Here is a 24,210-nt window from a genome sequence, read left to right on the forward strand (position 1 = left end):
GAAAACGACATTTCCACTCCAAAATTTTACTTTTTCGCTACGTGCAGCAGCGATTTGGTCATACAATTCATTAGCCCTTTTGGGATATTGTTCTTGATTTGTCTAACCTCATTCTCTTTATGAAACGAGTAGAGAAAGCAACTTCTCAAGTTTTGTGAAATACTGCACATTAACTTCAAAAGTAAATTAATATCAGACCTTGAACTTTTGTACGAAAACAAAAATATTCCTTGAATGAAGTTCATATGCTGCTAATCTTTCTTGTAATGTATGAGTAGGGAGGGATTAGGACCTCCCTATATTCTGTTTTTTTGTAGCATTCCTTTAATAGTGTCATGGCCAATACTTTTGAATAAAAAGGTTTTTTCCTGGTTGCCATTCTGCATAACTGATTTCTGCAGGTTGACTTATCCCATGAGTATTTAGCTGCTGATACAGCCAGTCTTTATTTAAACCTGCTTTCTGGAGGTTTTTGAGGATAACCTCGCCATCACTAATAATAGTAAGGGGGAGAGTTTTCTTTTGTTCACCAGCATTTGCTTTTTGTAAAACACTAATACTTCCATCGTTTTCCAATATGGCATATTCTACACCCTGAAGTGAGAAAATATCTTTGGAGCGCAATAATTGCTGTAATTGGTTAATATCCAAGTGGTTCTTTTTCATTTCGTTCCAATCTAATCTTCCTTGGTTAATAATGATGGCAGGTTTTCCTTCTAGTATATAGCGCAGTTTTCGAAATTTCTGTGTAACAATCTCGGTAATAAAAATAAGGAGGCCCCATAATCCGATTGCTAAGAGGAGTTTTAAAAGGCCGACATCTCCATCAAATATAGCCCCTCCAACTATATCTCCCAATACTAGGGCAGATATAAAATCGAAAGTAGTGATCTGACTAATTTGTGTTTTTCCTAGCCATTTCACAAGCATGAAAAGAGCTAAGTATCCAACTGTGAGTTCAATTAGAACCTGTAAGTAACTCATGTTTTATCTAACCCCTAACCATCTTCCTTATAACTCTGTTATGGACATATTTTTTTTACTTTAAACTAGTGTGTATAGTAGCACATGCTTACTTTAATAATTGCTCCCTTACTTTTTCAGAAGGGTGATACTTCTTTTCGGATAAGAGGAAAGATATGAAAAAGGGGGTGTTGGTATTAATGCAATGGATCAAATTTTAAGAGCAATTTATGAAGAGTTCAATAAAGAAACAGCCAATCTCAGTAACATTAATAGCGCTACAACTGAATTGGAGGGTAGGATCTTTAAGGAAGCAGCTCTTCAACTTGAGAAAGATGGCTATTTACTGGGTGTGAAGAAAGCAACAGGGGGGCAGGACAATAAAGTTTTAACAGTTTGGTTCGACTCTAATACTAGTGTAACCCGTAAAGGCGCAAGCCGCCTTACTGAAATACTTTAAGTGAATTTGAGCATTCCCTCGGGAGTGCTTTTATTTCACCTTAAGATATAAATTTCTAGCTGGAGGAGAATGTAACGTAGAGAGAAATTTTAGCAATAAAGTATAAGGACCACTATGCCCTTGGCTTCGTCCAAGAGCAGGGCTCGTCAATCAGCGAGTTTTCTTTAGTAAACCAAGTCATCTTAAAAAAGGGTATAGTGAATCGGCTGAATTGAGCTATAGTATAGAAAGCGGTATAATGCGCACAATAATTGTCGGAAGTTTAAGTATCAAAATAATAATTATTTGGAGGCTTTTGCTTTATGACACAAAAAAATCCACAGGAGCAATTAAAACAAGCTATTCAAGATGTCCAACAAGCGGAACAGGAACTAAAAAGTATCCAAGCTACTAACTCTCAGCCAAATCAACGATTACAACAAGCACAGCAGGATGTCCAGGAGGCATATCAACAACTGCAATTAGAGAATCAACAATTACTGCAAGCACAACAACAGGTGGAAATAGAAACGCAACAATTACTGCAAGCGCAACAAAAAGTTAAGCAAGAACAACAGGAGGTTAGAATGGCACAAGCAAAAGTTCAGCAGGCACAAGCTACTGCAACTTCTGCAATGACGGCTTTAAGCGACTCTATACAATAAAAATAAAATAGTATAGTTTTTATTGTATTACAGAAATTTTTTTCTTAAATACAAGCTTGATATAAATGAACGAGGTCCTCTCCTGCACGGAGGGGCTTTTTCTATACGGCTCTCATTCTTTTTATCATCTTGAAAAAAGCAGTCATCGGAGTCGTTACCCTTATAGAAGTCCGTTCTTAAAAGACTCAGGATAAAATGGCGAAAGCTAAACTTAGACAGTGGAAAGTAATTTTACGTGGTATTCAAAAGAAAAGAAGGTTTAAAATGTTTCATGAGTATAAAAGTGTAATAAATTTAAAAATAATGGATAATATAAGATGTTTTAAGGGTGCCATAGGAGGAAAATCCTATTCATAAGAAGAATACAATTATTTAAACAGGGGGTGCTGTAATGTTACAAAAAGTTAAAACCAAGGTAATTATGGATAGCGGAAAGGAATACATAGTTAGCATGCATCCTGAATTGTTCGCGATACACATTACAGATGAGTTTGGAAACATTCTGAGGGGAATGCTTCAGTTTGATAATATATTTATTAATCCTCAACATATTTCATCGCTTGAGGCAGTAAATTTCGAGATTTTTACCCTTGAAGATATTGAAAATGCAGTGGGCTAATTTAAATTTAGCATTCCTTCGGGGGATGCTTTTTATTTTATAAAAGCGATTAACGCCGGAAGCTGAGGTGAGTATAATGCGAGAGTGTAAGAGGAAAAGAAGTGTTTTAAGTTAGAATGTTATAAAAGCTAATACGATTGTGCTTGATATAAAAGTCATGGTTGGTTTCTATCAAAATACGCAAGGAGCACTTCTTCCTCAAGAGTATGGCTTGAGATGGAGGCGATGAATTTGCGTCAGACAAAGTGTGGTTTATTGCATACTAATTTGTCTGGTTTTTTGTTTCCTCAAAGTAGCAATATCCCCATATAGCAGCCCTGTCAAGTCAAAGACTAAGGAACGAAGCGATTAGCAATAAATGGTGAAATATACAAAAAGCAGGAATATATTGTATTATTATCTAAATGATTTCTTTATTAATGAAATTGTTTACTGAATTTATAAAATTTATTTCAGGGAGTTGGTAAGAGGATGAGAACAAAGAAAGATATTATAGCTACAATTTCTAACTTTACTCAGTTTGCTTCGTTTGATGAGATGTTACAAAAGCATTACATTGTGTTTGAGGACCGTAAACGAAAAGGGGTGTGGACACTCATGTTGAAAGAAGGGCAGTGGAGTGTGCACGGTAAAGGGGCCGAGTACTGCGACGAGGGAGAAACTTTCTTAACTGAAAAAGAGGCTGTGGATTTTATCTGGAGCAATCGAGCAACATTTAGACAGAGTATGCTAGTACTTCAAAAGTAAACTTGGTAAATAAAAGAGTGTGAGTTTTTCCTAGTGTTAGTTATGAGAAAGTGGAAAAGCATAGTTTCTTAGAGGATTAGGGATCTGTCTAGAATTGTATTTTCAATTGACAGCTTCTTAATGGTATAACCAGCGCTTCATTTGAACGCAAAATCAATTAAGAAAGTTCCTGCTTCATCAGCCAGGGACTTTCTTTTTTACATTAATAAAAAGTTTTTTTGTGTCCGTACGTGAGGGCTTTTTGATGTGGTTATGATGTATGTCCATTCTTACATAATCCTATTTTATAAAAAATTTTCTTCTGTTCTATCATACTTGGTAACCTGTCCAATCTTTTTGATGAATTTTACATATAGTATAACGAATACAGATTACAAGGGGGGGATAAATACAATGTGGAACAGATTTGAGAATGAGCAAGAAACAAATGTCCGCTCTGATAACGATAACACAAATAGAATTGTTGATCGCAATACTAATACAGCTTCTGTACAGAATAGTGGCAATTCTACTGTTAATGTAAGAGTAAATGTTGAAGAAGAAGAATAAGTACAGAAAAGGGCGCCTAATCAAGTTTTATAGTAATGCCAATAGAAGGGGAAACGATATAAAGATAATATCCTTTCCCTTTTTATACCATGTGTATAGGAAAAGAAGGAATGAATGATTATGTTCGGATATCTTAATACAACAAATGATGAGGAATCAACCCAAGTACAAGCGAACATTGGTCATAGTGGAAATTCAGATGTTGATGTTTTTACTCATATCGAAGTGGATACTAAGCCAATTGCTTATGCGATGTTATGCTCATTGTATGCACAGGGGAAACTATCTAAAAATGAGTTCAACCTAGCTGTTAGAAAATTAGAAGCATTAATGAACAGAAACAAGAAGCAGTCTAATTAAACGTCTAAAAATATTAATATAAAGACCTTAATAGGATAATATTTAATTGATTGACGTGTAACGAGAGTGTTGAGAAAGTACCTACTTTGAGTAAGTATGAGGGTTTGATCAATATACAAAAAAAGAAAAGAAGTGAATTGTTTACAATCCAGTAAGTGATTTGCTTCTTTTCTTTTTACATTGTAGGAATGTATAAATTTCCAGCTGGAAGTAAATTCGACGTAGTTGGAAATGTTAGGAATACAGTATAAGTAGGGCTACGCCTTTGTCTTCCCAAAAGGGCAGGGCTCGCCAGTCGGTGAGTTTTCTTTACGCGAACTTTTTTGTACCTTCAGCCCGATTCCTTCATGTATTTCCGATAGCCAAAAAGTGTGAAGATCTATAGTGAATGAATAGAACTGCTGTTTACTGAATATTCTTGTAACTGGTCTTCTTTTTATAGTTTCAGATTATTGTATAAAGCGTGGGGTAGGAAGGTAAGGACGGGGGAAGGAGCCATTCCTCAAAGGAAGTGAGACAGTATCCAGGCAAGGAGGAATAGTAGTTGAATCAGTATGGAAAAGAAATAGCGGTTGTCGGACTTGGTTGTGTTTTGCCCGATGCGTTTACGCCGCAGCAGTTTTGGGAGAATAATAGGAAGGGACATACATCGTTACGCTCCCTAAACGTTCACCATAGATGGAATTGGGAGGTTTTTCACGACTCAGATCCTGATGCAGTAGATAAAACATACACGATTACAGCTGGAGCAATTGAAAATTATGAGTTTGATTGGAAAAAGTTTCGCATTCCGCCATCTGAGGTGCAAGCAAGCAGTCCGATGCAATTTATGATTTTAGATGCAGGTGCACAGGCGTTAGAGGGTGTTCGGCTGCTGCCAACGGATCGGACCGGAATTTACATTGGGTCTATTGGATCAGGATGGCAAAAGGATACTGGTTTACAAATTCATAGAGATGTAATGCTTGAGGCTCTCAAGATGAGTTCAAGCTTTTTATCCTTACCTAATAACATCCAGGAAAAAGTTATAGGTTCTATAAAGCATAGTATAGGAAAATCCCTAAACTCAGCGGGGGTTGAAAATTTAATTGTTCATTCACTCGCAAGCGTTGCGTGTGGCCGAATTGCGCAGTATTTCGATATAAAAGGTCCTCACGTTGCTGTTGATGCTGGATACGCTTCCTCGCTGGCTGCGCTGGAGATAGGAATTCGCTCGCTGCAGGAAGGAAGTGTGGATCTTTCGCTTGTCGGAGGGGCAAGCGAAATTTTGACCCCGCTGAACATGATTGCTTTCTCTAAGCTAGGCGGCCTGTCGAAGTCTATTATCCGACCGCTCGATGGGGAGGCGGATGGAACACTTCTAGGGGAAGGAACAGCTATGTTTGCCTTAAAGAGGCTGGAGGACGCAGTGCGGGATGAAGAGCATATTTATGCTGTCATTAAAGGGATCGGCAGCTCTTCTGATGGGAGTGGAAGATCTCTGCTTGCGCCGGATCATCAAGGTCAGGCCCTTGCGATGAAACGTGCTTATGAAGACGCTCATGTAGATCCGAAAACAATTAGCTATATTGAGTGTCATGCTACAGGCACACAGTTAGGAGATGTGAGTGAAGTGAAAGCTCTCTCTAGCTTTCATGAAGAAGCCTCGTATCGCATTATCCTTGGATCAGTGAAGGCAAATATTGGCCACTTAGGGGCGGCCGCAGGCGCTGCGGGACTGTTGCGAACGATATTGACGCTGTACCATGGACTCATCCCTCCTCAAGTTAGCTTTCATACGTCAAACCTACAAATGCAGCTCGCATCCACTCCATTTACCGTTCCTTTACAACCGATTGCATTGCAGCCACAAGACGGAACATTCTTACCGCGGGCAGGTATTAGTTCTTTTGCCTTTGGAGGAATTAATTATCATGCTGTGCTAGAAGCATATTCTTCCCAATATACAGCATGTAAAACTGGAGTATATTCCGATTTTGAGGAGGAGCCAATCGCGATTATTGGAATGTCAGGGATATTTCCTGATGCTGCTGATAAGGAAACATTTTGGTCAAACTTGCTGCAAGGAAAGGATTCGGTTACAGAAATCCCCGATGAACGATTTGACAGTGAATTATTTTATGATAGTTCCCGGGCAGTTCCAGAAAAATCTTATACAAAGTTAGGTGGGTTTCTTTCCCATACAGAGCGGGACCCTTTAAAATGGCGAATCCCCCCATCCTCTGCCCCATATATTGATGAAGCTCATCAACTTGCTTTAACTTGTGTTGAACAAGCCCTTCAAAATGCCGGCTATGATCCGAACATATGGGATGGAGAGCAAGTGTCTGTTATGCTGGGATTTTTACCTTACCAAACTAAAAAGCTTCTTGCTGATGTTCGTGTAAACTATCAGGAAATCCGCAATATTTTTGCGAGAGTTCTCGAAGAGCAGGAATACATCATTTCTCCTGCCCTACAGCGCTGTATTTTGGATGAGGCAGAACAATGTTTTATGGATCAGCGTCCAAAGATTACAGAAGATACGCTGGCGGGCTATTTAGGCAGTCTTGCAGCCGGCCGTGTTGCAAAGCATTTTAATTTTAAGGGAACGCAGCTGGCCATCGATGGTGCCTGTTGTTCAACCCACCTTGCTTTTTTAGCTGCTGTGCAATCTCTCCGTCATAAAAAAAGTGATGTTGTGTTAGTAGGAGGCATTAATGCTGATATGACCCCAGAATTTTATGTGGGGGGATGCGGAATTCAAGCATTATCAGCTGATGGGATTCGGCCGTTTGATGCACGGGCAGATGGCTTTGTTCCCGGAGAAGGAGCAGGATTTTTTGTTTTGCGACGTTTATCGGATGCAAAACGTGATGGACAGAATATACTTACTCTTATTCGCTCGGTTGCAGCTACATCTGATGGGAAAAGCGGTTCTATTCTCTCGCCGTCGCTCGAAGGTGAAGCAAGTGCAATGGTGCAGGCGCTTAGGCAGGCCAGAGTGTCTCCGGAACAAGTTGATTACGTGGAGTGCCATGGTACTGGAACGGTCATGGGAGATGCAACTGAGATTGAGGCGCTTTTGAAGGCGTATGGTACGGATAGAACAAAACCACTGCAAATCGGATCAGTAAAATCGAATATAGGTCATCTATTGGCCGCTGCTGCTGTTCCGGCGGTAATGAAAACCGTGTTTGCTTTGCGTGAGGGAGTAATCCCGCCGTCTATTAATATAGAAGTTGTAAATCCAAAGCTGAACAGTACTAGGGAAATAATCCAAGTTGTGACATCCTGTGAGCGATGGGAGACGGAATATCATGAACCGCGGAGGGCTGGAGTAAGCGGATTTGGATTAGGCGGAGCTAACAGTCATATGATACTCGAAGAATATAAAGTGACCGAGCAGCAGTTTGATTCTTTCCTTTCCCATGAAACTTCGCAGTGCAGCAATGTTCTGCCGATTGCAGTCACACAGGGGGCGAGCCTCTCAGATTGTGCCTTGAGCTTGCTTCAGGCTGCGCAAACTCTAGAAGAACAGCCTGATGAGAAGTACTTGTTAGTGATACGCAGGATGCAGCAGGCCGTTCCTCCCATGCATCCCGGTCTGTATCGCGTGGCCATCGTTGCCAACAATTCACGGGAGCTGTTAAGAAAGACCAGACTACTTGTAACAGCTATTTCTAAAGGAATTAATCTTAACTTTTTACGGCAACAAGGGATATTCACAGCTGAAATCGATCCGAACTTGAAAGTTGCGGTTGTCTTTCCTGGTCAAGGGAGCCAATACCCAAACATGCTGAGAGAAGCGCTCGAGCACTTCCCTTTGGCAGCTGAGTTTATGGCGCAGGTAGACGAAGAATATCAGGTGCTATGCGGGAGAACCTTGAGCAGTACTTTTTTCACGGAGCGTTCAAAGGATTTTCAACAAACGGATGAGGATATTCATTGTGCGGTGTTCGCTATAAATTGTGCCATGTTTACGTTACTGCGGGCGTACGGATTAGAATTTGATGCAGCAATCGGACAGAGCGCAGGGGAGTTGGCCGCATTTGTCGCCGCTGAAGCTCTGTCACTTCGAGATGCCCTCAGGGTGGTAAGAGAAAGAACGTTGTCAGTCCTCTCCTTATCAACAGAGGATGCAGGAAAAATGCTGACAGTTTACTGCAGTGCCATGGAAGCGAGGGAGTACTTTAAGGAAGTGAGCGGCTATTGTGATATTTCTGCCGACAACAGTCCACGGATGTGTATTGTGTCAGGGGAAACCGAAGCAATTCGGGCTTTGCGTGGTATCTATGAAAAGGCGGGTATCCAGACAGAGTTGCTTCCTGTATCGCATGGCTATCATTCTTTGCTGATTTCACATGCAAAAAAGCCGTATCGGAGTGCATTAGATACGTGTACATTCTATCAACCAGTGTACGATATCATCTCAACGATTACGGGAAGCAGTCTTCGTTATCTGCGTGTTGATGATTATCCGGCATTGCTCGAAAGTCAATTTGTTGAACCTGTCCGCCTGCAGCAGGCAGTTGAGAATGCCCATGAGGCGGGGATGCAATTGTTTATAGAATGTGGCCCTAAGTGGGCAATTAGTACGTTTATTTCAGAAATATTGGAAGGGAAAGACTTTTATGTGCAAGCCTCTTTGCATCCTAAGATTGGCGAAGTTGAACAAATTCACCGCGCACTGGCTTGTATGTTTGTACATGGAAAAGGCCGATTAACACCTGTATCTGCTAATAAAGAAAGGACGGTTAAGAGCATGGAATATAAAAACCAAACAAGTGAAGAGACAACTGCCGCAGCCGGTTTACTGCAAGGGGTATCCAAAGTTGTTTCGGGAAAGGGAGAAGATGATGCGACCCTTTTATTCCTCAAGTCGTTACGAGACATGATTGATGCATTTGTACAATTGAAATCCGGCAGCAAAGAGGTGAAGGTACCCGTGTCGGACAGCTTAAGAGTGGTAGAGGAGCCGACAGCACTGCAAGACGCAATGCAGCCGCAATTGGAGCAACAGGCGACGGTATGGAAGGAGCCAGAGAAGTTTTCAAAACGAACAGAGGCGGTATATGCCGCAAGAAAGTCTTTTGTAAACGAAGAACCGCCGCAGCCGGCAACTGAAAGCAACGTCAAAAAATCTACACTCTTCGCGGAGCAGGACGTACGCCAGGTTATCGTAGATCGTATTGTAGAACGCACAGGATACCCGGCAGACATGCTGGAACTTGACCTGGATTTAGAAGCCGACCTTGGCATTGACACAGTCAAGCAAGTCGCTATTTTAGCAGATGTCCGGCAACAATTTGGCTTGGAACAAGAATCAGGTTTTCGCGTCCGTGATTATCATACCCTCCGAAAAATTATAACGTATTTCCAGACTCGATTAACAGAAGGAAAGAAACCGTCTTTTTTCGAATAATGCCCTCTAATCCCGAGCTCGAGTCAAAAAAGTGGATTGCAGCCTATAAGCCAACGACTCATAGGCTGCGATCTGATTTTACAGAAACAATCCGAGCTATGAACCAACGCGCAGCAAGTCAATTGCAGTATGCTGGGGTACAGGAGGAAAGCAGGGCGTTTTTAGGAGCAGGTATGGTTATTGAATGGCTTCAGCATGATGGAAGTTGGGGTATGATTGCGAAAGTGAACATGAAACAGATGGATAAAACTCTTGCTGAACGATTCCAGTCTTTGACCGAGGCCGCATGCTTCGTCGCTGTTTACACCTGGTGGTATCAGTATGGACGGAAAGTCAGGATAAGCGATATAGGGGATATGATATGCTGCAGTGATGATATACATCAGCGAGAAAAGTATTTAATTGTGGAGCTGTTGTCCATGCGATATACAGAGTATCGGGCTGATCTCACCCTCATTGATAGGCACGGACGCGTACTGGCTTATTGGAAAGAGATGTCTGGAAGCAGAGAGAAGGGAACGGATGCTGCAGTGAAGCTAGATCAGTCACTGACAATTGGTGAAACGGACAGGGGGAAGGGAGAGGAATGAGCGTGAAAACACGAATTGCCATCGTCGGCATGTCATGTAGAGTGCCTGGTGCCCATACATTGCAAGGGTTCTGGGAACTAGTGTCAGAGGGTAAGCTGGTGACGGGAAGTATTCCACTAGAGCGCTTTGATAGAAATATGTATGAAGTCTGCTGGGGGTTGGGAGGAAAAGGGGAGAATGTTGGGGCGCTTGTCGAAATTCCTGAGATTGATTACCGTGATTTCCCGATTCCGCCAGAACAAATTCGCCATATGCATCCAATGGAGAAGGTAGGACTTTCTGTTATGCATGAGGCGCTGCGCGATGGAGGAATCAAGCAGGGAACGGAGCTTGCAGCAAAAGGGAGAGTGTACGTTGCATCTAGTACATTTGGTCCTTCACCGGAAACAGATCACGGTCCGCGTATTCGTCAAGGAGAGTTCACCCACATATTAGAATTGGCATTACAGGATGTCTCTCCCCGCTTGGCAAGTATACGCGATGAAGTGTTAGCGCTGCATAAGCAAACAGTACCCTCGATCCGTCCTGATACGATGACAACATCTGCTAGTATCGTTGCTGGGAGAATCGCGAACTTGTACAATATGCACGGCGGTCATACCGCAATTGATGCTGGAACTTGCAGTTCCTTGGCCGCGGTCGAGGAGGCGGTTCTTGCACTTCGTGAAAATGTGTGCGAGTTTGCTGTAGTTGCTGGAATTTCCCCGCTTATTACAGCATCCAGCATTGTAGAATATATGGAAGATCCATCCTTCTCTTTTATGCCGGTTTTAGGCGAGGGGGGAGCGGCAATCGTTCTGATGCGTGAGAATGATATTGGAGAGAGAAAGGTATACGGATATATAGAAGGAATTGCATCTTCCGTCATACACAATCGTACGAACGAACGAGACGTCGCGCTTGCTGTAGAAAAAGCTGCCCGACAGGCTTTACAACGCGCAGGAACCTCCCCTGGCAGTGTGACGAGGATTGAGAGTCGGAATCGTGGTCTTAGCTTTTGGGAAAAGGCTGAGTTAAAAGGACTCTCCTCTGTATACGAGGTTCAACAGCGGGGAGGGAATGTGTCAGTCACATCCTGTGTGCCTCATATTGGATTCCTGCAGGCTGCATCTGGGATGATAGCAATCGTAAGGGAAGCACTGACATTATTTTATAATGAAAATACGTCTGGTTTCAGCGCAGTAAGTGATACAGGAATTGCTCCAGCTGCTTATCATGCTATTTTAAGCGCTCGGGCTATATCGTTAAAACACCAAGTTGGGGATTTGTGCATGTCGACAGAGCCAATTGCTATTGTCGGCATGGGGGCAATTGTTCCTGGTTCAGGGAACCTTGAGCTGTTTTGGAAGCATACAAAGCTCGGCTACCGAAGTTTTGGCAATTTACCGGAGCGAAAATGGAGCTTTGACAAAATCATTGCCAAGAATGAAGAATTGAATACGTACGCTCCGTCACGTCTGGCAGGAGTCGTACAAATACCGGAGCTTAACACAGAGGAATGGGGACTTTCCGCAGAGGAGCTGAGCTGTCTGGACGGGGGCGTTACCCTTTCCCTGCTAGCTGCTATGGAGGCGGCCGGGCAAGCAGGACTAACGAATCTAGAAGCGGATAAAAGCAGAATTGATGTTGTATTTGGCCAATTACCGATTCGAGAGTCGGAAAATGCTAAAAATAAGCTAGTGTTTTTTACAGACTACATGAAGCGTGTCCGTACAGTTTTTCAAAAAAAGGGTGTATCCTTGGATATAAGTTCAAGGGTGCTCCAGAGCATGATCTCTCATTATAAGCAAGAGAATGTGCAAACATATGATTTTTACGCAGCAAGCACAGGCATAACAAATGCCTATTATGTGGCAAAGGTTCTAGGGGCGGGCGGAAGTATTCTATCAGTCGATGCTACTTGTGCTTCGTCTCTGGCTGCTGTGGAAGCTGCTGTTCATCACCTGCGCGCCAATCTTGCGGATGTTGTTATTGCTGGGGGTGTCGCGCATCATTTGGTTCCTGAATATAACTTGACGCTGCACGTTATAGGTGCCCTGTCTACAAAAGGCATACCGCCATTTCATCAAGATTCTGATGGATTTGTGCCAGCGGAAGGAGCAGGAGCCATCGTGCTAAAAAGGTTGTCTGATGCCATTCGTGACAACAATCATATTTATGCTGTTGTTGGTGGCATTGGTGCTTCCAGTGATGGAAGAGGGACTTCAGTGCTTGCGCCGAGCAGTCAAGGGCAAAAACGCTCCATTGAGAGAGCGATACAAGCAGCGCATCTGAAAGCTGCGGATCTTTCGCATATAGAAGCACACGGCACCGGAACTCGCCTAGGTGATGAAACTGAAATGAGCACATATCAAATGGTATTTGGGGACTATCATAACTATAAACCATATTCCATCGGTGCTATCAAGTCACAGATCGGACATCTCAGCTCCGCAGCAGGCATAATTGGTCTTATTAAAACAGTACTAGCCTTACATGAAAAGGTTATTCCGCCCAGCTATACGGATCGTCGCTCTTCTCTATTGCTGCCTAATCTTGCTACGGAGGCCAGGATATGGGGAAGCAGAGAAGAAGACACTCGACGCGCAGGGGTAAGCGCGTTTGGACTTGGGGGCATTAACTATTTTCTTGTTTTGGAAGAGTGGAAGGAATTTAATAAGGAAACTATGCCAGCTCTATTCTCACAGCCTATCCACCGACCTCTTCATCCCCTTCAGTCTGACCGTTTTACTGTAGAACTTGTACCCGTATCACTCCCTCAAAGGACAGCATTGTTTCCGCTTCAAGGAAAACGAATCGTCCTTGTACAGGATGGGGGTGATAAATGGCGTGTATACCAAAAATCACTTGAGCAACGCGGTGCTACGGTTCTTTCCCTCTTTCCTGCAGAAGTGATAACAGAGGAGATGTTTCATACAAAGCTTGCCTTATGGGAGAAGAGGTACGGCGAGTTGAATGGTATTCTTGATCTTCGCGCCCTGCAGGAGAGACCGGAATTGCTCAGAATGCCAGCTGATAAATTATCTGAAGAGATAGGGAGAATGAGTGATTTTACGTTTATGCTGCTGCGATACTTTTATGACCGCTTTGAACAGGCAAAGCCGCTTACTTCCTGTTATATCGCTGTTACATGTTTAGGAGGGAATCTTGGTCTCACAGATTGTGACTATGGTAATGTGCTAGGTGCTTTTTTGCAGGGGGTGCTAAAATCTATTAAACAAGAGTTGCCAGCCGTTCTGGCAAAAACGATTGACTTTCCTGCTCATGCATTAATGGAGACTATGATTTCGAGCGTAATACAGGAAGTAGAAGACGGAAATGATCGAATGGAAGTGGCATATGGGGATAGACGTTATGTTGTTCATCATAAACAAGCCAATTTTTCTGACCAGACACCGTTGGCACGTTTTATCCGCGAAGGCGACGTATATGTATTTTCCGGCGGCGGCCGCGGTATTGTGTTTGAGTGTGCTGTTGCACTTGCGTTATTAGGAGTGACAGTTATTGTTTGCGGTCGGACAAAAATAGAGGATGAATCTGCTCCATGGTTAGAGATGGATGATGAAGAATTTGCTGCCTACGAACGGGAGCAGCTTATCAAGCAGCATCAAACAGTATCCTCGTTTACTCCTGCCAGTTTTAAAAAGGCGTTTGCCCGCTTAGTAAAGGAACGAGAACTCTATCAAAATATGAAAAAAGCAAAGCGGTTGGGCATTGTATATGAAGTATGCGATATCAATGATAGTAATCAGGTTCATAATATGGTTCAGGACATTCTGAAGCGATATGGCAGACTTGATGGGGTTATTCACGGGGCGATGGTCGAGTGGTCAATGATTATTCCGAAAAAGACAAAAGAAATTATTCAGCGTACAATTGAAACAAAGGTTATCGGAATGTGTCATCTTTTGGAAGCGACGAAGAACATTCCACTGCAATCTTTTCTTTGCTTTGGTTCCGGAGCAGGACGATTTGGCAACAAGGGTCAGGCTGATTATAGTGCGGCAAATTCCTTAATGTCAGCTCTGCTTGTTGCGAAATGCCGTCAACGGGCAGGGTTACACCACGCTACACTTAACTGGACAGCATGGCAATCTGTCGGTGCAGCTGTTTCTGACTCATCTGTGACGGAAGCATTGAAAAGCAGCGGTGTCCCGTTTACTTCTACAGAAGAGGGTATTTACTGGTTTATCAGTGAATTGACGCTAGGGAGAGATAAGGAAGTTTTAAATGTTGGAGAGAAGTTTTTGAGAAAATGGCCCTTTAGCGGCGCTGGGGCAGATGGACAAGGGAAACGTTTGTTGGTATTCCAGGATCGCCATATTCCTATTAACTCTGGGGATTGGCCATTTATTGATTCTCTCAAGGAGAGCACATTACAAACAACAGTCATTGAGCGGACGATTACAAGAGAGAAAGATTTGTATTTGGAGCAGCATTGCTTAGATGGAATTCCTATTTTTCCGATGGTTTGCCATTTAGAAATGCTTGCTGAGGCTGCCGCTGTTAGCTCACCTGGATGGACTGTTCAATCTGTTCAACAATTTCAAGTAGTCCACCCTGTAAAATTATTTTCAGATCAGCCTGTCATCATACGAGCAGAAGCTTCTCTCGTAGAAGAGAAGAACGGACAGCGAATTATAGCGGTGAGAGGATTAACGGATTTACTCGTAAAAGGGCGAATTTTGCAAAAGGATCGTGTAACAGCCTTTGCTCTGTTTACTTTTACAAAGCAGGGAACGGATATAGTAAAGAGGTTCATTCCTGCTGTTAAGGGTACTGCTTACGCAAGTGTATACGATAACTTACGTTATGACGCTCTACAAATCGGTCCGCTGTTTTGTCGGGCCGGAGAATACATGGTGAATAGGAGAGAGGGGACGGCAGAAGCGGCACCTCCCATTCAACGGAAGCTGTTTTCCTTCACAAGTGCGCCGACGTTTCAGATTGATCCGTTCTTAGTCGATATTGCGATGCAAATTGCCGTAAATGTTGATTCCTTCCATTCCTCTGAAGTTAGCCTGCCGGTTTCTATGGAAACGATTTTGTTCGGCAGAAGAAGAAGAGATGATGAGCGAGTCAAGGTATACAGCCGGATCTGTGAGAGAAGCGATATGGATATTACCTCCAATATATATGTTATTGGCGAAAATGGAGATACGATTATGGAAATTGACAAGTTCCTTGCAAGGAGGATTATACGATGACAGAGGGTTTTTCGTTGGCTTTCTGTCCAGTAAGCCCACCGCTTCAAGCTTTGTCGTGCATTACGGTGAGCGAGAGGAAGCTATTAAGTGAAAAAGCAACGCCAAAACGTATTGGAGATTTTATTGCGGGAAGAGTGGCTGCTAAACTGGCCATTCGCTCGCATCTCTCTCTCCCGGATTCCCTTCCACTTTCTATTTTGCGAACGGAACATGGAAATGAAGCTGGGAAGCCCTGCGCTGTGAGTGATGATGCAGGAACAATATTGCCAGAGATACATCTCTCGATTACACATGCTGACAAAAAAGCGTATGCAGCAGCCTCGCATACCCGAATAGGAATTGATAACGTTACTATAGAGACGTACAATGACGCTTTTGTTCAGGATGTGTTTCAACCAGAGGAACTACAAGCATGGGCAGATTGGCTCAGGAGCGACTGCAACCATCCACTTGCAGTGTGTACTGGTTTTGCTGCAAAGGAGGCTTTTCTAAAATGGCTGGGGATCGGACTGCGCGGTACATTGCCGATGACACAAATTATTCCTCTTTCCCAAACAGTCTCTCAAAGCTTGTTTTTCCAGAAGCAGTTTCATGCTGCATGCTATGTGCATCATGAAACGGGGGACGCGCCAGAACTAAGGATACTTGATGGATACTTCTCCATTCAAGACCGGCAGGTTATTGTATTGTTGACAGGGGAATAGCCAGATGAAACAAATAAAACTACGGTGAGCATCAGACATGCTGCATAGGATGGGGAAAGAGCTAAATTTCTTCTTCCTTATATTTTTTATATGATGAATTGGCATGTAGTTCTTTGTGCAGTTTTAGAATCCATCTTTTTTACACTGTAGGAAAGTATAAATTTCTAGCTAGAAGGTCATTCGACGTAGAGAGAAATTTTAGGAATACAGTATAAGGGCAACTACGCCTCTGTCTTCGCCCAAGAGCAGGGCTCGCCAATCGGCGAGTTTTCTTTATGTTATAGAAACCATCCCTTCTTACAGCTAATTTCGTTATCGGTAAGAAGGGATGGTATTATAATATGTATTTTCAGGTAGATTTTTTGTAAATGCTTCTATCGAGCAGACCACTCTGAATCACTTGGCCATTTTGTGTTACTGTTTTGTAAGTTACGGCCACTATGCTGTTATTCGTTTCACTTACTACTTTGGAGGAAATATCGACGCTTTTTCCTGTGCTTGTTCCAAAAATACGAACAACAACCTGATTACCTTCAATTCCAGCCTGAAGATAGATATAATGTTCGGTATTGTTTTTAAACTTGAAATCTGGTCCGTAATCTGCGACAGTAGCGTCTTGTCCGAGCGGCACGTAATGAACAGGCATAGAGTGATTGCTTCGCTCTTCAATAGAAAGGTCTGCACGTAAGACAGCACCATATAATGTAGTGCTCACTTGGCAAACGCCACCGCCTGCACTTTGTTGCACTTTTCCATTCACGTATGCAGCTGCTAGCTTATACCCATTAGCAGCATCGGTTACTCCGACTCGGCCATTAAAGCTGAAGACTTCATTTGGCGCGACAAGCGTATTGCTTAACGCCGCAGCTGCTCGACTTTCATTAAATAGTTGATTGCTATTTCTGCCGCTCGTAGGTGTACGATATTCTGCAATAATTTCCTTTACCCCCATATTTTGTATATCCTCTGTTGTCCGCTCCGGTTTTACTGCAGCAATAGGTACTTGAATATCCGTATTTATGGATTTCACTGCTTGTTCTGTTAAAGATTTCATCTTCCCTTTATCTACTTTTTCTCCATCCTTGCTTGGGATAATAGTGATATTTGGTCCTGTAGCAGAAAGAGAAGCATTTTGTGGGGATGAGACAATTTCGTTATATTTATCTTTGATAAATACGTCATATTTTGAAGAGTCTAAGTAAGCATTGAGATGATAGTTTTGCTGTGTTTTTCCGTTCTCTGCCTGTTTGCGCAGTTTGTAGCGTTCTAGAATTGTCCCTTTTTGATTTTTAAAGATTTGATCCGCAATATTCGTACCCTTGTACTGAACTCCTATCTCCTGCCATGTATAGGTGCTTATAGTATTTTGTAGGGAATACCTCATAGATTGTTGATTCATCTGATCTATTCTTTTTTGGACAATTTCTTCAACTTCCTGCTTTGTTTTTCCGCCTAGGGGGGTATCTTCAAAAGTCGTATGGGGCAAAACGTAGGTATCTAACTGTTTGTTCATGGCAGAAACATATTGATAGGCTACCCCCCCTGTAATACAAAGACCAATTCCACTAGCCACTACAGATCCGATAATCCACTTTCGTACATTCATTTGTCTCCTCCTATAGCAAACAGTATAGTGATGCAGTATATGAATGATATGAAAATTTAGAATATTCTTAAACTATTATAACATTTTATGGTAAAAATTGTAATTATAAAACAAGTTTTGTTATTGTTTTGTTATGTGTAAGGCTGCTGTGACTTTGAAAAATAATAAAGCTATCAGCTACTAAAAAAGGGACAGCTTCACCAAAGTGAAATCTGTCCAAAATCGAAAACATTTATGGATAAATGTTTTGGGATTGGATCATAATCCGAGATTTAACAAGAAGTTCTTTTTACGTTTTTTGTAAAAGATCTTTGTATCAGACCTATCTTTTTCAATACGATAAAATCCCTATTCATTTTTAAGTCCTCTAGCAATGAGTTCTTTAATTTTATTCTCTAAATCTTGGGGTTCAAACGTATAGTTATATACACCGAGAAACATTTGCGTTAGGTTAGAGTCAGAGGCAATCATACTGTTTATGAAGTGCTGTTGATCTGAAAATGGAATATTTTTTGTGAATTGGCATGCCATTTCAAATCGTGTTTTCATTTTTGATTCCATCAAGTTTTGATAAGTGTTCGCCATTTCCTCCCAGTTGTCATCCCAAGAGCTATGTGTATTTAATATCTCACTTAGTATTCGTGATTCATAGATCGCATCATGCATGCCTTGACCTACAGCAGGATCTTTAAAGGACACGGCATCTCCGACTAAGGCCCATCCTTTGCCCATCCCTTTATACCAATCGTTGTCGTAGCCTAAAAGTCCTCTAATCGGCCCTACGAAGCGGGCGTCTTGCATTCGAGCAGGAAGATCAGTATTGCTAAATTCGGTATTAATGAGGGAGCGGAAGCCTAGCACAGGGTTGCTCCTAAAGGTTTCTCTCCATTCTATATCCTCTAGTGGGAACATAATGCCCATCACGCACAAATTATCACTTGTTGGAAACGAAATTAATAATTTATCATTAATTTTATAGAATTCAGTACATATTTCATTCTTCTGGGGATAGTGATCTAAATAGGCGACATAGGAGGCAAAATCTGTGGGGACAGATTTTAATCTCTCACTGTTGACTAATCTTCGAATTGTGGAATTTCTGCCATCTGCCCCAATCACGAGTTTGGCCATATAGATGCTTGTATTTCCTGCTTGATCTATTCCGATGACTCCTTCTATTCTGCCATTCTTAGAAACTACGTCAGTCACACGAAATCCTTCTATCGCAGTGACTTTTTCGTGCTCTGAGGCATGTTCGAACAAAATCTGATCAAGATATGTACGACGTATACATAAACAATCCGTTTCACCATTTACTTCAGGAAAGGAACCGTCAATTATATTTTGGTCAAATTGTATATAAGCTCGCTTATATGTTGGTGTTCTGGTTGCAAGTAATCGATCTAATACACCCATTTCTCTGAGCATACCTACAGAATTATTAAAAAAGTTATGAGTGGACAAAATATCGCTTGGAAAGGTACTTCGCTCTAAGAGGAGAATGTCATATCCTTTTTTTGATAGCTCATAAGCTAATGTAGACCCTGCAATACGGGCTCCAACAATGATGACATCATAATTTTGTTTCATCCTTCCCTGCCTCCTGCCTATAGATACTAGCGTTACACTTAATTATCAGGATAAAAGTAACTATCATTATCTTTCGAAGGTTAACTTATATGTGCATATTTCGTTTATAAAACAAAAGGAAGATTGTTCGGCACACAAAAAAAAGCAGCTGTAGCACTGCTTTTTATTTAGAAAGATTTATATTACGGGTGTTGATAGAGGGAGTTATTTTGCAAATATTGAAAATATAATCTATTAGCTGATTAAATGGAATTTCTGCAAGCTTTGTAGCTTTTGCTCCGTATTCCGCTTCTAAACTTTTAATGCATTTGTCTAGCTGCTTTGCTATGTCCAACAAAAGCAAAATATTATTATCATTGATAGGTTGTTGAGAAACTGCTTCTGTTTCTGTCTGCGGGTCCTGGTGGCTGAATGCTTCATCCCATTCGGAAAATATCATCATCTTTACCCCTTTCCCAATTAAAAGTCTACGTACGTTAGTATAGTTCGCTGTTTAGGGGATTCATTCCTGCTAACTAATTTGTAGATAATTTTTAGGGAGGAGGTTTTTAAATAGATATATTTTTTTATTTGTCTATAGAAGTTGTCACAATCATGTCGTCAAAAGCAAAATCATAAAATTTACTAAAGGTTAGCGTTAAGCACGAAACTAGAAGCTTTATGAACAAAAAAACAAATTAAGTTCAATAGTAAACTTAACTTGTTTTAAACTGCCTAGATCGATAATTTTTAACAATTTTAAGGTAGCAGTTGTCCCTTCTTTGGGCTTTTCAGAGACGAGATATCCCTTTTAATAAAAGATTTATTGATTGGCCTCAAACCAGTCAGTGTATAAACCGCTTCCATTACAGCCTGGGCAATCATACGTAGGAATATAAAACGAGCTGCTGAGTGCAGGGTAAAGAATCATGCCTGCTCCGCTGCAATCGGGACAATGACCTAGTGATTGCATATTAGATTTATGTTTTTCATAACTTGCGGTTCTCCAGTTAGAAATTGTACTAAAGAGTCCCATTTACTCACCTCCCATTCATTTCTTTAGTTTGTGAGGAAGGATGATATTTTATTCTCGGATCATGATCAGCTTCACTTTTCTTTTACAAAAGAAGTGCGATTTGAACTTGAATAAAAATGGTTAACAAGGTAATCTTGTCTTATCATTCTTTATAGCTTTGAAAAGGGATGTTGTAAGTAAGAATGGGGGTTGAATGGGAATGAAGCTAGCATTTATATCTGATATCCACGGAAACGCAGTTGCACTTGAGGCTGTATTAGAGGATGTAAGTAAAAAACAGGTTGATAAAGTGTATGTGCTTGGTGATATTTGTTACCGTGGTCCAGAACCTAAGCGTTCTCTTGATTTAATTCGTTCATTACATACAGAGGTTATTAAGGGGAATGCAGATGAATGGGTAGTCCGTGGAGTTCGTCAGGGAGAAGTGCCTGATAAGATTTTGCAACTAATGAACACGGAACGTGACTGGATTGTATCTCAGTTAGACCAAGCTGATATTGAATACTTAGACAGCTTGCCTACAGAAATAAATTCTACAGTCGAAGGTATATCATTTCATGCATTTCATGCAACGCCGAACAGTCTGTTCGATATTATACCGCCAAACGCGGATGATGAAACTTTACAATCTAAAATGATGTCAACTGTGGAAGCCAATCTGTATGTATACGCGCACATTCATAAGCCGTATATTCGCTATCTTGATGGTAAAGTAATTATGAATATTGGGAGTGTTGGCTTGCCCTTCGATGGAATGAATAAAGCTTCCTATGGTATTGTCGAGATACAGGAGGATGGTTTTAGAACATCTATTGAGCGCGTGAGTTTTGCTATAGAAAAGGTGATTCAACAATATCAAGAAAAGGATTATCCTAACGCAGATATGATGACACAAGTTTTGCGTAAAGCTAGAATATAGGCAAATCTTTTTAAGCTTACAATAAAACAAATCCTCCATAACGATACAATGTGTGAGTTATGGGGGATTTGTTTTTTGAGTGTGAAACTTCAACGGTGGAAACGTTTTTTTGATGATGCAAAAAAAACCACGAAATTTCATTTACTGTATTTAATTTATTTATCCTCAAAAACATCTACCATAAGAAAATTCATATAAAGAAACTAAGTGATATTTGATAAGGAGGATTGGATTATTCTTCCTATTATATTTTTTTCTACTTAAACAAAAAGTAGGTAAGACAATAGTTAAAGGAGACGTGCCATATGACAGAAAAGAAACCAAGCTTATTTATGGCGGATTTGTTGCATTACAATCCGGCTGAGCATCATGATGATTCGGAAACGGTACAAGGGTTTGCAATCACGCATAGACAAGTGAGCAGTATGTATACAGACGGTACAATTGATACCATAGGTAATGATTCTGCTTCACTTGAAAACCCGCAATAATTACGAAGTAAAGGACAAGCGAGTCGAAATTATCCTTGATGCGATAGTTAGTGCTTAAGTGTTACTAGCTATTAGTAAATAAATTATTCGAAAGCGGATTGCTGCGGCAGTTCGCTTTTTTGTCGTACGATTGCCACCTATATATGTATACTTTGGTTATTGTGTGTTCGATATGTAGACAAGCGGTAGCGGAAACTGCTGTTTGTTCATTGTGGAGAATATGATTCGACAATACCAGTTCTTCATAAAATGCTTTTGGCTTGAGTGGAGGGATATCCGCCTCTTCCGCTTTTTTGAGCTACTTCCTATGGTTGGTATCGAGAAGCATATGAGGTAGCTGAATGAAGCAAAGAAACGTTGCTTGCAATTCAATTACTATTTTATCCACCGGTAAGTTTTACTTTTTTAAAATAGATTTGGAAATCACTTCACTTAATAGTAGAATGATTTTATATTTTAAAAGATTAATTAAATTGAGGGGATATTAGAGCTTATGGGTGAAATAAGGAAAAAAAGAAGAAAAAGAAACAAACGTAAAATTATTGGTTATAGTGTAGGTGTATTGGCTATTATACTTTTGGCGATTACAGGGTTTGTATATAAACAACTACAGCCCCAAAATCATTTCAAAGAAGTTCCTGTAGTAAGCAAGACCCCTAATAATACACAATCTCAATACGGTGTATTTAATGTTTTACTAATTGGGTCAGATGAAAGAAAAGGACAGAACGTTGGACACTCTGATTCTATGATGCTTTTTCATGTGGATTTAAATAGAAATCAATATCAGGCGATAAGCATACCACGAGATACCAGAGTGCATTTGGATGGTTATGGTTATACAAAGCTTACAAGTGTACAATATATTAAGCAGGCAACAGAGGGTGCCCAAAAAGGTGTAGATGCAGCTGTAAATGCTGTTAGTGAATTGACAGGTGTTCCAATTAATTATTATGTAGAAACAAATTACCAAGGACTGCAGGGGATGGTGGATGCTATAGGTGGTATCGATATGAACGTACCATTCGATGTGAAATTGACCCATCCTTGGTACCCAGAAAATAAAAATAAAGTGGTAAACGCTGGTGTTCATTCAGTTGATGGCAAGATGGTAACAGAACTTGTGCATGAGCGTTATTCTCTAAAGAATGGAGAATATGATCGTCAAAAATTACAAGAAGAAGCCTTGATAGGGATTGCAAAAACAGCATTAAAGCCTTCTAATGTGACAAAGTTGCCTGGGGTTATAAAACAAGTGCCGAATTTCTTGATTGCATCCAATATGAATACATCCGATATGATAAGTTTAGGCGTAGCTATAAAAGACTTTAATCCGGATACGCAACTCCACTACTATCAAGTTGGTGGCGAGTGGAAGACCATGTACGATGATATCTTAAAGAATAATAACGACCAGCTCGTTATGGATAAAGCTCAACTGGAAGAAATTATTGACCAACATTTTAAGCAATAGGTGAAAATGAGGTTGTAGATTATCTTATCATCAATTTATACAATGCTAAAATAAAAGCACTATAAAGCTTTGTAATCATATAGGTACTATAAGTGGTTTTTCTCTAAACACAATAACAGCATTCAACAGGATTAGTGTGCCGTCTTTTTAAAAAGATGGCTTTTTATTTTGAAAAGCATTTAGCACAAGGAGGAGTTTACAAAACAAACATTCCTCTTACTCGAAGTCGAGAATGTAGACGAATACGGGAATAAAGAGGAAGAGCAGAAGTCTAAAATTGAAATATGGACTTGCGAATGGTGAAAGTATTGCTGGGATTGAATTGAAGCTAAAGGATTTGCCGCAGTTTAAGCGTAAACGAACGAGAATGACTGCTCAGACTGAAATCCTTGCAGCGTGTAGCAGAAGCCAGTGGGAAGCCTATAATCAGTCTCCAGCAGTTGCAAAAAAAGGAAATGGAAGCATTTTACAAAAGTATGCAGTAAAGGAGGCGAGATTAATAGAGTCATGTATGAATAAAAACCCCAGTACCAACGGGAACTCTAGAGGATAATTCCAGAACATCATGATTAAACATCCTAATACATCCATGTGAGACATTCTTACCGATTGAAGCTGGGTTATTTGTTCCATGTATACCGTAATGAGGTTTTGACAACCCCATCCAAAGCACTCCAAATGGTCCACCAGGATTATGTTGTTTATTGATAATCGTGTATGTCCCAGAGGGTGTTGGTGACAATATTTTCCCAACTGCAATTGGGTAAGCTTTTATAAGCCTGTTTCCATCAAAAAGTTTTAATTGATGTTGTGATACAGATACGTCAATCCATCTCACCATGAAAATCAACTCCATTTTTTGAATATC

19 protein-coding genes are annotated in these 24,210 nt (G+C 41.0%); 13 read left to right on the top strand and 6 right to left on the bottom strand.

Features of this window, described 5'->3' with window-relative positions:
- Positions 1 to 333 precede the first annotated feature (333 nt).
- On the bottom strand, positions 334 to 984 hold the full coding sequence (locus tag EP737_RS01635) for a DUF421 domain-containing protein (protein ID WP_129726186.1): 651 nt from the start codon (positions 982 to 984) through the stop codon (positions 334 to 336).
- 184 nt (positions 985 to 1,168) lie between these two features.
- Here EP737_RS01635 and EP737_RS01640 point away from each other — a divergent pair, with 184 nt between their 5' ends.
- The 10 genes from EP737_RS01640 to EP737_RS01680 all read left to right on the top strand — a co-directional run bounded on the left by EP737_RS01640 (position 1,169) and on the right by EP737_RS01680 (position 16,247).
- Positions 1,169 to 1,423: a hypothetical protein gene (locus EP737_RS01640; RefSeq protein ID WP_129726187.1), complete on the top strand. Its 255-nt coding sequence runs from the start codon at positions 1,169 to 1,171 to the stop codon at positions 1,421 to 1,423.
- Positions 1,424 to 1,725: 302 nt separating this feature from the next.
- A complete protein-coding gene (locus EP737_RS01645) occupies positions 1,726 to 2,067 on the top strand; it encodes a hypothetical protein (protein WP_129726188.1) in 342 nt (113 codons plus the stop codon).
- A 391-nt stretch (positions 2,068 to 2,458) separates the two neighbouring features.
- Positions 2,459 to 2,686 (top strand): hypothetical protein, encoded by a 228-nt coding sequence (locus EP737_RS01650; protein WP_129726189.1) that lies wholly within the window; start codon positions 2,459 to 2,461, stop codon positions 2,684 to 2,686.
- Between the two features lie 471 nt (positions 2,687 to 3,157).
- Positions 3,158 to 3,433 carry a hypothetical protein gene (locus EP737_RS01655; protein ID WP_129726190.1) on the top strand — a complete coding sequence of 92 codons (276 nt, stop codon included), beginning with the start codon at positions 3,158 to 3,160 and terminating at the stop codon, positions 3,431 to 3,433.
- Between the two features lie 393 nt (positions 3,434 to 3,826).
- Positions 3,827 to 3,982 (top strand): hypothetical protein, encoded by a 156-nt coding sequence (locus EP737_RS25320; protein ID WP_165350658.1) that lies wholly within the window; start codon positions 3,827 to 3,829, stop codon positions 3,980 to 3,982.
- A gap of 120 nt (positions 3,983 to 4,102) precedes the next feature.
- The gene (locus EP737_RS01660; protein WP_246040142.1) at positions 4,103 to 4,342 is read left to right on the top strand and encodes a hypothetical protein; all 240 of its coding nucleotides are present in this window, start codon (positions 4,103 to 4,105) and stop codon (positions 4,340 to 4,342) included.
- A gap of 544 nt (positions 4,343 to 4,886) precedes the next feature.
- Positions 4,887 to 9,746 carry a type I polyketide synthase gene (locus EP737_RS01665; RefSeq protein WP_129726192.1) on the top strand — a complete coding sequence of 1,620 codons (4,860 nt, stop codon included), beginning with the start codon at positions 4,887 to 4,889 and terminating at the stop codon, positions 9,744 to 9,746.
- The gene (locus EP737_RS01670; protein WP_205650855.1) at positions 9,746 to 10,336 is read left to right on the top strand and encodes a hypothetical protein; all 591 of its coding nucleotides are present in this window, start codon (positions 9,746 to 9,748) and stop codon (positions 10,334 to 10,336) included. The genes EP737_RS01665 and EP737_RS01670 overlap by 1 nt, the downstream gene beginning before the upstream one ends.
- The gene (locus EP737_RS01675; RefSeq protein ID WP_129726194.1) at positions 10,333 to 15,543 is read left to right on the top strand and encodes an SDR family NAD(P)-dependent oxidoreductase; all 5,211 of its coding nucleotides are present in this window, start codon (positions 10,333 to 10,335) and stop codon (positions 15,541 to 15,543) included. The genes EP737_RS01670 and EP737_RS01675 overlap by 4 nt, the downstream gene beginning before the upstream one ends.
- The gene (locus tag EP737_RS01680; protein ID WP_129726195.1) at positions 15,540 to 16,247 is read left to right on the top strand and encodes a 4'-phosphopantetheinyl transferase superfamily protein; all 708 of its coding nucleotides are present in this window, start codon (positions 15,540 to 15,542) and stop codon (positions 16,245 to 16,247) included. Before EP737_RS01675 ends, EP737_RS01680 begins: the two co-directional genes overlap by 4 nt.
- Positions 16,248 to 16,596: 349 nt before the next feature.
- On the opposite strand, the gene EP737_RS01685 is transcribed toward EP737_RS01680, so the two are convergent.
- The 4 genes from EP737_RS01685 to EP737_RS01700 form a co-directional block, all read right to left on the bottom strand.
- Positions 16,597 to 17,853, bottom strand: a complete 1,257-nt coding sequence (locus tag EP737_RS01685) for a VanW family protein (RefSeq protein ID WP_129726196.1) — start codon at positions 17,851 to 17,853, stop codon at positions 16,597 to 16,599.
- 348 nt (positions 17,854 to 18,201) lie between these two features.
- Positions 18,202 to 19,443, bottom strand: a complete 1,242-nt coding sequence (locus EP737_RS01690; protein ID WP_129726197.1) for an NAD(P)/FAD-dependent oxidoreductase — start codon at positions 19,441 to 19,443, stop codon at positions 18,202 to 18,204.
- 163 nt (positions 19,444 to 19,606) lie between these two features.
- On the bottom strand, positions 19,607 to 19,882 hold the full coding sequence (locus EP737_RS01695; RefSeq protein ID WP_129726198.1) for a hypothetical protein: 276 nt from the start codon (positions 19,880 to 19,882) through the stop codon (positions 19,607 to 19,609).
- A gap of 363 nt (positions 19,883 to 20,245) precedes the next feature.
- Positions 20,246 to 20,458, bottom strand: a complete 213-nt coding sequence (locus tag EP737_RS01700) for a methionine aminopeptidase (protein ID WP_129726199.1) — start codon at positions 20,456 to 20,458, stop codon at positions 20,246 to 20,248.
- A 199-nt stretch (positions 20,459 to 20,657) separates the two neighbouring features.
- Between EP737_RS01700 and EP737_RS01705 the strand changes: the two genes are divergently transcribed.
- The 3 genes from EP737_RS01705 to EP737_RS01715 all read left to right on the top strand — a co-directional run bounded on the left by EP737_RS01705 (position 20,658) and on the right by EP737_RS01715 (position 23,342).
- Complete coding sequence (locus EP737_RS01705; protein WP_129726200.1) at positions 20,658 to 21,377, top strand: metallophosphoesterase family protein; 720 nt, start codon at positions 20,658 to 20,660, stop codon at positions 21,375 to 21,377.
- Positions 21,378 to 21,682: 305 nt separating this feature from the next.
- Complete coding sequence (locus tag EP737_RS01710; RefSeq protein WP_129726201.1) at positions 21,683 to 21,868, top strand: YozQ family protein; 186 nt, start codon at positions 21,683 to 21,685, stop codon at positions 21,866 to 21,868.
- A 493-nt stretch (positions 21,869 to 22,361) separates the two neighbouring features.
- A complete protein-coding gene (locus tag EP737_RS01715) occupies positions 22,362 to 23,342 on the top strand; it encodes an LCP family protein (RefSeq protein ID WP_129726202.1) in 981 nt (326 codons plus the stop codon).
- Positions 23,343 to 23,847: 505 nt separating this feature from the next.
- On the opposite strand, the gene EP737_RS01725 is transcribed toward EP737_RS01715, so the two are convergent.
- The gene (locus tag EP737_RS01725) at positions 23,848 to 24,183 is read right to left on the bottom strand and encodes a L,D-transpeptidase (protein ID WP_129726203.1); all 336 of its coding nucleotides are present in this window, start codon (positions 24,181 to 24,183) and stop codon (positions 23,848 to 23,850) included.
- Positions 24,184 to 24,210 lie beyond the last annotated feature (27 nt).

The organism is Ectobacillus funiculus, from assembly GCF_004138295.1.
Taxonomy (GTDB): Bacteria; Bacillota; Bacilli; order Bacillales; family Bacillaceae_G; genus Ectobacillus; species Ectobacillus funiculus.

What these genes read in the sequence shown, in the direction of transcription:
- EP737_RS01635 (WP_129726186.1), bottom strand. Translation starts at nt 984, where the DNA reads ATGAGTTACTTACAGGTTCTAATTGAACTCACAGTTGGATACTTAGCT.
- EP737_RS01640 (WP_129726187.1), top strand. Translation starts at nt 1,169, where the DNA reads ATGGATCAAATTTTAAGAGCAATTTATGAAGAGTTCAATAAAGAAACA.
- EP737_RS01645 (WP_129726188.1), top strand. Translation starts at nt 1,726, where the DNA reads ATGACACAAAAAAATCCACAGGAGCAATTAAAACAAGCTATTCAAGAT.
- EP737_RS01650 (WP_129726189.1), top strand. Translation starts at nt 2,459, where the DNA reads ATGTTACAAAAAGTTAAAACCAAGGTAATTATGGATAGCGGAAAGGAA.
- EP737_RS01655 (WP_129726190.1), top strand. Translation starts at nt 3,158, where the DNA reads ATGAGAACAAAGAAAGATATTATAGCTACAATTTCTAACTTTACTCAG.
- EP737_RS25320 (WP_165350658.1), top strand. Translation starts at nt 3,827, where the DNA reads ATGTGGAACAGATTTGAGAATGAGCAAGAAACAAATGTCCGCTCTGAT.
- EP737_RS01660 (WP_246040142.1), top strand. Translation starts at nt 4,103, where the DNA reads ATGTTCGGATATCTTAATACAACAAATGATGAGGAATCAACCCAAGTA.
- EP737_RS01670 (WP_205650855.1), top strand. Translation starts at nt 9,746, where the DNA reads ATGCCCTCTAATCCCGAGCTCGAGTCAAAAAAGTGGATTGCAGCCTAT.
- EP737_RS01675 (WP_129726194.1), top strand. Translation starts at nt 10,333, where the DNA reads ATGAGCGTGAAAACACGAATTGCCATCGTCGGCATGTCATGTAGAGTG.
- EP737_RS01680 (WP_129726195.1), top strand. Translation starts at nt 15,540, where the DNA reads ATGACAGAGGGTTTTTCGTTGGCTTTCTGTCCAGTAAGCCCACCGCTT.
- EP737_RS01685 (WP_129726196.1), bottom strand. Translation starts at nt 17,853, where the DNA reads ATGAATGTACGAAAGTGGATTATCGGATCTGTAGTGGCTAGTGGAATT.
- EP737_RS01690 (WP_129726197.1), bottom strand. Translation starts at nt 19,443, where the DNA reads ATGAAACAAAATTATGATGTCATCATTGTTGGAGCCCGTATTGCAGGG.
- EP737_RS01695 (WP_129726198.1), bottom strand. Translation starts at nt 19,882, where the DNA reads ATGATATTTTCCGAATGGGATGAAGCATTCAGCCACCAGGACCCGCAG.
- EP737_RS01700 (WP_129726199.1), bottom strand. Translation starts at nt 20,458, where the DNA reads ATGGGACTCTTTAGTACAATTTCTAACTGGAGAACCGCAAGTTATGAA.
- EP737_RS01705 (WP_129726200.1), top strand. Translation starts at nt 20,658, where the DNA reads ATGAAGCTAGCATTTATATCTGATATCCACGGAAACGCAGTTGCACTT.
- EP737_RS01710 (WP_129726201.1), top strand. Translation starts at nt 21,683, where the DNA reads ATGACAGAAAAGAAACCAAGCTTATTTATGGCGGATTTGTTGCATTAC.
- EP737_RS01715 (WP_129726202.1), top strand. Translation starts at nt 22,362, where the DNA reads ATGGGTGAAATAAGGAAAAAAAGAAGAAAAAGAAACAAACGTAAAATT.
- EP737_RS01725 (WP_129726203.1), bottom strand. Translation starts at nt 24,183, where the DNA reads ATGGTGAGATGGATTGACGTATCTGTATCACAACATCAATTAAAACTT.